Origin of the sequence: Streptomyces sp. NPDC059718 (assembly GCF_042733315.1) — a bacterium.
GTDB lineage: Bacteria > Actinomycetota > Actinomycetes > Streptomycetales > Streptomycetaceae > Actinacidiphila.
Window position 1 is genome coordinate 43,446 of the sequence record NZ_JBHWGA010000062.1, and the last position, 6,886, is coordinate 50,331.

Annotated in this window: 9 protein-coding genes and 2 pseudogenes; 2 read left to right on the forward strand and 9 right to left on the reverse strand. The window is 68.7% G+C overall.

From position 1 onward, the window contains the following. Positions 1 to 15: 15 nt before the first annotated feature. From ACFV3E_RS41220 to ACFV3E_RS41255, 8 genes and pseudogenes are all read right to left on the reverse strand, one after another. On the reverse strand, positions 16 to 1,392 hold the full coding sequence (locus ACFV3E_RS41220) for a cytochrome P450 (RefSeq protein ID WP_500540869.1): 1,377 nt from the start codon (positions 1,390 to 1,392) through the stop codon (positions 16 to 18). Between the two features lie 166 nt (positions 1,393 to 1,558). Further along, on the reverse strand, positions 1,559 to 2,014 hold the full coding sequence (locus tag ACFV3E_RS41225; protein ID WP_500540871.1) for a DUF6529 family protein: 456 nt from the start codon (positions 2,012 to 2,014) through the stop codon (positions 1,559 to 1,561). A 55-nt stretch (positions 2,015 to 2,069) separates the two neighbouring features. Continuing rightward, positions 2,070 to 2,270: pseudogene (locus ACFV3E_RS41230) on the reverse strand (hypothetical protein); the annotation flags it as partial. After that, positions 2,188 to 2,388 carry a hypothetical protein gene (locus ACFV3E_RS41235; RefSeq protein WP_500540873.1) on the reverse strand — a complete coding sequence of 67 codons (201 nt, stop codon included), beginning with the start codon at positions 2,386 to 2,388 and terminating at the stop codon, positions 2,188 to 2,190. The pseudogene ACFV3E_RS41230 and the gene ACFV3E_RS41235, both read right to left, overlap by 83 nt. 4 nt (positions 2,389 to 2,392) lie before the next feature. Next, positions 2,393 to 2,830 carry a hypothetical protein gene (locus ACFV3E_RS41240; protein WP_500540883.1) on the reverse strand — a complete coding sequence of 146 codons (438 nt, stop codon included), beginning with the start codon at positions 2,828 to 2,830 and terminating at the stop codon, positions 2,393 to 2,395. 53 nt (positions 2,831 to 2,883) lie between these two features. Further along, positions 2,884 to 3,123 carry a hypothetical protein gene (locus ACFV3E_RS41245; RefSeq protein ID WP_500540875.1) on the reverse strand — a complete coding sequence of 80 codons (240 nt, stop codon included), beginning with the start codon at positions 3,121 to 3,123 and terminating at the stop codon, positions 2,884 to 2,886. Positions 3,124 to 3,349: 226 nt separating this feature from the next. Continuing rightward, complete coding sequence (locus ACFV3E_RS41250; RefSeq protein ID WP_500540877.1) at positions 3,350 to 3,880, reverse strand: SMI1/KNR4 family protein; 531 nt, start codon at positions 3,878 to 3,880, stop codon at positions 3,350 to 3,352. 230 nt (positions 3,881 to 4,110) lie between these two features. Continuing rightward, positions 4,111 to 4,503 (reverse strand): hypothetical protein, encoded by a 393-nt coding sequence (locus tag ACFV3E_RS41255; protein ID WP_500540878.1) that lies wholly within the window; start codon positions 4,501 to 4,503, stop codon positions 4,111 to 4,113. A gap of 367 nt (positions 4,504 to 4,870) precedes the next feature. Between ACFV3E_RS41255 and ACFV3E_RS41260 the strand changes: the two genes are divergently transcribed. Further along, positions 4,871 to 5,473, forward strand: coding sequence for a sigma-70 family RNA polymerase sigma factor (locus tag ACFV3E_RS41260; RefSeq protein ID WP_500362231.1), 603 nt, complete (start codon positions 4,871 to 4,873; stop codon positions 5,471 to 5,473). 7 nt (positions 5,474 to 5,480) lie between these two features. Further along, the gene (locus ACFV3E_RS41265; protein WP_500540880.1) at positions 5,481 to 6,293 is read left to right on the forward strand and encodes an anti-sigma factor family protein; all 813 of its coding nucleotides are present in this window, start codon (positions 5,481 to 5,483) and stop codon (positions 6,291 to 6,293) included. Positions 6,294 to 6,688: 395 nt separating this feature from the next. On the opposite strand, the pseudogene ACFV3E_RS41270 reads toward ACFV3E_RS41265, so the two are convergent. Continuing rightward, positions 6,689 to 6,806 (reverse strand): annotated as a pseudogene (locus ACFV3E_RS41270) (IS5/IS1182 family transposase); the annotation flags it as partial. Positions 6,807 to 6,886: the final 80 nt, after the last annotated feature.

Here is a 6,886-nt window from a genome sequence, read left to right on the forward strand (position 1 = left end):
CGTTGAGGCGGTGTGTCACCGAAGGCAGGACGGCGCTCGGCCGCGCACGGAGGCACGCAGGTGCAGGCCGGGGGTTGCGAGACCTTCGAAGGTGGTGACCCGGTAGCCGGGTTCCGGGCCGGGTGGCTCGCTCAGGTGGTAGCGGTGGGCGGTGTGGGCGGTCAGGACCGTGAGCATGGCCATGGCCAGGGCAGCTCCCTCGCAGCTGTGGGGCCCGGTGCCGAAGGCGAGGAAGACCCCGGGTTTCGCCGGAGAGCACGAATCATCGAGCCAGCGTTCGGGTCGGAACCGGTCCGGCTCTGGGTGTTCCCGTGCGTCGCGGTGGGCGGTGTAGGGGCAGACGAGAACGGTGGACCCGGCGTCGATGGTGTAGTCGCCGAGCTGGGTCCGCTGCGGGGCGCGCCGGGTCAGCAGCCAGCTCGGGGGGTGTAGCCGGAACACTTCGCTTACCAGCGCCCGAGTGTATTGCAGGCGCTCGAGGTGGGTGCTGGTCGTCGCAGCCGCGTCTGCGGGCAGTAGGGCGGCTTCGGCCGCGATTCGGTCTGCGGCCTCGGGGTGGCGGGCCAGGTGAAGCAGGATCCATCCGGCTGCCCGGGAAGGTGTCTCGAAGGTGGCGACGGTGATTCCGGGCAGAGTGTCGAGGATGGCCCCTTCCGCCAGTGCGCCGTAGCGGCAGGAGGGGCGGAGCATCTGTCCGAGCACGTCGTCACCGAGCCGACCCGATGAACGGCGCCGCCGGACGATGGGCCGCAAGGCGTCGGTGAAGGCGACCTGTTGCCGGGTGCGGAACCGCCGAGCCGGTGTGGGGACCCAGCCCGGCCATACCCAGCGCGTGGGGCGAACGAGCACCTCCCGGGCCACGAAGAGCTGCCAGGCGAAGGGCAGCAGGCTGGGAGCGTCTTCGGAGAAGAGGTAACGCACGCCGACCTCCGCCAAGACCGGCCGGACCAGGGGCAGAATCTCCACGTCCCGACCCGTGGGCCACTGGTCGGCAATCCGAACGGTCCCGGACGCGATCTCACCGATCCGGGCCGCAACCGCCTGCGGACGCAGCCCGCGCATACGGGCGGCGCGCGCGTGCGCACGCTCCTCGGACGTCGGCGCGCCGCCGCCGGCCCGCTTCAACGGCGGGAAGAGGGGCGAGGGCGGCTTGGGGAAGTCCTGCGCACGGTGCAGGACTTCTTCACACGGCCCGGCCGTGGCGGCTACGTAGACACCCGGCTCCAGCTGCCAGACGTCCCCGCACTCGTCAGCGCCACGGCGCGCCAATGCCAGCCGGTCACGGCTCCAAGCCGCGAAGTTGCCCTCGGGCAACCGCGGCGGCTCATTCACTCGGCCCATGAGATCGCCCTTGACGCTCGTACCTTTCCAGGTCGATATCGTCGGCAGCACGGCCGGGCGCCTGTGGCGCCCGGCAGCGCGGTCACGCCTTGTCGGCGGACGTACCCCAGTCGTGGGCCCCGTACGCACCGTAGTTGCGAGTGAACGACAACTTGGCGAGCAGCTTGGCGATCATAATTCACTCCTCTCGCCTGCCTTGGGTATGATACGCCCCACTTTACACACATGTTCCAGAGCGATATAAGGCGCGTGCTTGCGTGCGGGCCCGCAGCCGGCCAACCCCACCCCGGTGTCGGCGGTCGGTGCCGCCCCGGCCGCGAGGTACGCCGGCGCCGGTCACCTCAAGAACCGGCGGCACCAGCGCCCCGAAGGAACGGAACGGCATTCGCGCGAACCGGTCACCTCGCACCTTGGGAGGCGGCGGGTTGGTGACCACTGCCAATAGAGGCCGACGACGGCACCGAACCGGCGCCGTCCGCCTACAGACCGGGCGCGCACAGTACCCGTCCAGGTACCAGAACGCCGCCGAGTACCAGGCCAGGGCGATCATCATGACGAGCGCGCCACCGGCGAGCGGGAGCGCCCAGCCCGGCCAGCGGCGGTGGCGCACCACGACGACCTTGGCGACAAAGGCCCCATAGAGAAAACAGCCGGCGAGCGAGTGCAGCGCCACCGGTCCCGGTCAGGCTGACGCCGTCGGAGATGATGCATTCCTGGGCGATCGGGATGGAGAGCAGGAAAGCGACCAGACCGATCAGGCGGTGCACGGTGGGCACCGGTGCGGTGCGGCCCGCAGGCCGGGCAGCCGGCCGTACATCCACAGCGCGAGGAGCAGCCGGATCAGCGTCAGGCCGGCAGAGCGCTGCCCAGCTCGGCCTTGAGCAGGAAGACGCCGTGGCCGTGCACCCCCAAAAAGGCTGCGCCGGCACTCCGGGTGGTGTGCATCCGCCCGTGCCAGATGAGGACGGCGGTCACAGCCAGGCGCATCAGCAGCCACAGCAGCCCCAGGAGCTGCCGGGATTCGGTGCGCGAGGCGAGGCGTGGCATGTGATCAGCCGCCCCCGCCGTCGGCCTTGCCGCCCCGAGGAGCGCCGGCCCGAGCGGACGCAGTGCGCGGCGGGCCGGTGATCAGAAAGCCCACGAGCGAGGTCACAGCGCCGACGGCCTCGGCGATCGCGCTGCCGGTCCTCTTCGGCCCCCAATACGGCTCGTACATGTTCGGCAGCGGACCGAGAGCGCCCACGTTCACATACCCATAGAGCAGCACGGCGCCCAGCGCGGAGACGGACACCAGGAACGCGAACATCCACACCAGCCGCCGGCGACCGAACAGCAGGACCAACAGCGCGGCCAGCGACGCCACGGCGGCTTCGAGGCGAAACAGCGTTCCCTGGCTGATCTGACGCCCGACCACATCGTAGGGGCCGGCGAGGTCGGCGTGCACGTAGGCGTCCACGGCCAGTGCGGCCGCAGTCACCACTTGGAGCATCACTCGGATGACCGTGTGGCTGCGCGGACGGTCGCCGGGACCGGGAGCCATCACTACTGCTCGACCGCGCTTGCCGCGGCCCTGCCGGGCACCGGGGACGCCGGGCCGTTCCCGCCGACCTGGAGGTGGGTGTCCATAGCGAGTTCCTTGTGCTTGTCGATGGGACTCGGTCCCCGGTCAGGGCCGGGGCCGAAACTGCTGGAGCACGCAGTGGCAGCGGTCAGCACGGCGAGTGGCAGGAACCGCAGTCCGGCGCGGACGCCACGCGGGAATTCCACAACGTGCACGACCATGTTTCGCGGCCTCCCTTCCGAGACGAGACTGGCCCAAGTTCCCGATCACGCCAACGCCGACACTCGCCCCGCACGGGCCATCACCCGCTCGGGCGAGGGTATGCCCGGTGCACGCCCCAGATCCTTCGACAGCAGCTCAACCCATGGCTGTACTGCGATCTGGAGTCTCTGACCCTGGCGCTGTTCAGCAAGATCCGCGAAGCCCTCCTCTCCGCTCGCCAACCGATCAGGCAGGCTCGAAGAACGGCTCGGGCATGGCCTGTGCCACGGGCCCACACACGGCCTGCGCCGCGGAGGGTGGCCAGAACCCGGGTTCGGTGAGGATCCGGTACAGGAGCTCCGCGGCGGTCATCTCGAAACGGTTCCACTCCCAGGTGTCCACCTGCATGGTGAGGACCGGCCATGCGTCCACCGCGCCGCCCGTGACCTGCCAGAAGAACCAGTCGCCCGAAGCCGAGGATCCCCATGGGATCAGGCCCCCCGTCGTGCCGGGCTCGTAGATCCTGTAGGGCGCGAACGGACCGTCCGAACTGTTGTCGCTCTCCAGCAGGGAGCGCCGTGTTGTCACCAGATCCAGCACGCGGGTCTCATCAGCGCACAGCACCGACATCTCCTGCGAGAACTCGCCGGCGCCGAAGGCCTGACACAACAGCTTGAAATCGTTAGGGAGCTCGGTCCCCAGCGCCGCTTCGATCTCCGCCCAGGGCTGTGCGACGTCCCGCGCGTCCCAACCCGTGCGACGGAGAAGAGAATCCACCCACACGACAAACCTCGCCTGCCCAGTAACGACCAGTGCTCATCCGTCAGATCCCTGCGCAACACAGAACGAGATCATCACACACCAAGGTCCACTTTCGATGCACGCCCAGGGGGTTCGCCCTCGCTGCCATTCGCAGGTGTTGTTGACCGGACGCAGCACGTTTGTGCCCTATGCGGGCTCTGGCTCGAGAGGTTCGCCAGAGCCCCCACAGCGGCCGTATAAGCGGGTCAGTAGGCGACCTGGCCCGAGCTGGGCCGGTCAAACTGCAGGTAGAACGAGGTGTTGTCCAGGACGTCGGTTGCCGCCAGTCCCCAGGTTCCGGCAGCTATCCAGCGCTTGCTGTTGCAGTAGTAGTTGCCGTTGCTGGGGTTGAAGCAAGTTTGCACGTAGACGCCGTTGTTGGGCTTGACGTTGATGTCGTTGCAGCTGGACGTGGTGACGGCCCAGGAGGTGGTGCCCTCAGGCCAGTAGTTGTAGGTGGGGTCGCTGTTGTAGCCCTTGGCGGCGCCAAGGCAGGACGTTGCGGCGGCACTGGCCGACGTGCTGACCGCTGCGGTGAGTCCGGCAGCTGCCAGCGTGGCGGCCGCGAAGACACTGAGGGCACGGGATCGGATACGCATGGCCTCTCTTTCTCGATGTGCACCTGCCAACGAACCAGGAGGCTAGAGGTTCGAACGACTTTCCGAACAGTGCAAGATTGGCCAATACCGAGGCGGACCCTCATCGGCGCGTCGAGGTCGGGCGCGAGAGCAACTCACCGCAAACCGAGACTCGCCGCCAGCCCGCACGGAGGTACGGGAGGCCCCGAGGGGCGGCGGAATCTTCTCGGTCATCTCGGCTCACTCCTTGTGGGACGGGAAAGGGGATCTCGGGGATCGATGCTTATCGGTGCTGGTCGGGTTTCACGGGTGCCGGGGCCGCACGGTTCGGCACGTAAGCACCTTTTGTAGAATTTTGAAGATTTGCATGATATGGGATCATTGTCTTATGCCGTGGAGTCTTCCGAAGCGCGATCCGACGCGTCAGCCGGATCGCCCCGGAAATCGCGTCTCCGAGCGGGGGACCATTTCCTACGCGGACGAGGAACTGCTCCGCACGCTGTACGCCGAGCATGCCGGGCCGCTGTTCCACTTCGTCCTGCGATTGACCTCGGGAGACTGGCAATGGGCCGAGGATGTGGTGCAGGAGACACTGCTGCGGGCCTGGCAGCATCCCGCGGCGTTCGACCCCGAACGCGGTCCGGCCCGGGCGTGGCTGTGCACGGTTGCGCGGCATCTGGTCGTCGACGCCCACCGGGCCCGCCGGGCCAGGCCGACCGAGGTCGATGGCGAGGCGCTGGAACAGGTCGTGGAGCAAACGGCCGGGGAAGACGAGATCGAGCAGGCGCTGCAAAGCTGGGCGGTGGCCGACGCCATCCGGACGCTGTCCCCCGAGCACCGGGCCGTGCTGCTGGAGACGTACTACAGGGGCCGGACGATGGTCGAGGCGGCGAAGGTGCTCGACCTTCCGGTGGGCACCGTGAAGTCGCGGACGTACTACGCCTTGAAGGCGCTGCGGCTGGCGCTGCAGGAACGGGGTATCGAGCCGTGACAGCGGCATGGAGGAGGTGCGGACCATGAATGGCGGCCATGACGCCGTCCGGTTCTCCCTGGGCGGGTACGTGCTGGAAACGCTGTCCCCGGCGGAGACGGAGCAGGTGCGCGCCCACCTCGCGGAATGCGACGAGTGCCGCGCCGAGCATGCCGAGCTGGCGGGATTGCCCGCGCTGCTCACGACGGTCAGCGTGGCCGAGGCCCAGGCCGTGGCCGAGGCCGCGCCCGCGGCAAGCGAGGAGCTGGCCGATCGCCTCGTACAGCGGGCCGCCGCAAGCGCACAGCCGCAGCCTGCAACCGCTGCCGTACCGGCCACCCCGGGGCGAACCGAACGAGGCCGGCTCGACCGGTTGCTCCAGCAGGCCGCGTCCCGACGTCGTACCGTCTGGCGAAGGCAGCTGGTCGGGGTCGCCACGGCCACCACGCTCATCGCGGCGGCAGCATCGGGCGGCACGTGGCTGGCCACCATCGCCTCCACCGGCAGCCAGGTGGCGCAGCCTGCACCGACGTCACCGGCCCCGGTCCGCACTTTTTCCGGAACCGACCCCACCACAGGCGTGTCCGCCTCGGTGGAGGTCTCGCCCGCCGCCTGGGGCAGTGCCCTGCAGGTCTCCGCCAAGGGAGAACCCCCCGGGATCACGTGCAGCCTGCAAGCGGTCGGGGTCACGGGCACCACAGCGACCGCCGCCACCTGGCAGGCCGTCACGTACCCGGGCGGCGCCAGGATTTCCGGGTCGGTACCCATGTCCCCGGGAGAGATCAGTCACTTCGCCATCTACGCCGACAACGGCCAGAAGCTTCTCACCATCTCCGCGTGAGACCTCGCCCCACCTCGTACCTCGTGGCCGGCGGTGATTGGTCCGCCATCAGCTCTCGTATCCCACCAAGGCCACGCACGCAGGGGGATGTGTGCGGCGTCGACGCGGTTGGCGGTTCCAGGCCTTGCACTTACCCGGAAGGCACGGCCTTTGGCGGTGCCTTCCGGTCCTGTGCGACGCGACGGCTGTGTCCACGTTGGGGAGCCGACCGGGTGACAAGGCGTAGCACGTCGGACCGGTGTGTGGCCGAAGATGCGAAACGTGCCATGTCGGGCAGGCTCGTCCGGGAAGCGGGCTCACGGGTCACGACGTCGATGACGTGACCGGTCAGGACAGGGGCGAAGGACGGCGTGGCCTTCGGCCACGGCACGCAGAGGCCTGGCCGGCTGCCCCCAGGGTCTGTCTGACAAATGATCATTGGGCGGGCTCGCGGAGCCAGAGGATGAGTGCGGCGAGACAGAGGCCGGCGCGATAGGGGTTGGCGAGCTTGTCGAAGCGGGTGGGTGCGCCACGAGGCGCCATGGAATCGAGTGAGGTGAGAGACCTTCACCGCCGGGTTGTCGCAGCAATCCGGTCGAAACTGGGGGCAGTTC

What these genes read in the sequence shown, in the direction of transcription:
- ACFV3E_RS41235 (WP_500540873.1), bottom strand. Translation starts at nt 2,388, where the DNA reads ATGCCACGCCTCGCCTCGCGCACCGAATCCCGGCAGCTCCTGGGGCTG.
- ACFV3E_RS41240 (WP_500540883.1), bottom strand. Translation starts at nt 2,830, where the DNA reads ATGCTCCAAGTGGTGACTGCGGCCGCACTGGCCGTGGACGCCTACGTG.
- ACFV3E_RS41245 (WP_500540875.1), bottom strand. Translation starts at nt 3,123, where the DNA reads ATGGTCGTGCACGTTGTGGAATTCCCGCGTGGCGTCCGCGCCGGACTG.
- ACFV3E_RS41255 (WP_500540878.1), bottom strand. Translation starts at nt 4,503, where the DNA reads ATGCGTATCCGATCCCGTGCCCTCAGTGTCTTCGCGGCCGCCACGCTG.
- ACFV3E_RS41260 (WP_500362231.1), top strand. Translation starts at nt 4,871, where the DNA reads ATGCCGTGGAGTCTTCCGAAGCGCGATCCGACGCGTCAGCCGGATCGC.
- ACFV3E_RS41265 (WP_500540880.1), top strand. Translation starts at nt 5,481, where the DNA reads ATGGAGGAGGTGCGGACCATGAATGGCGGCCATGACGCCGTCCGGTTC.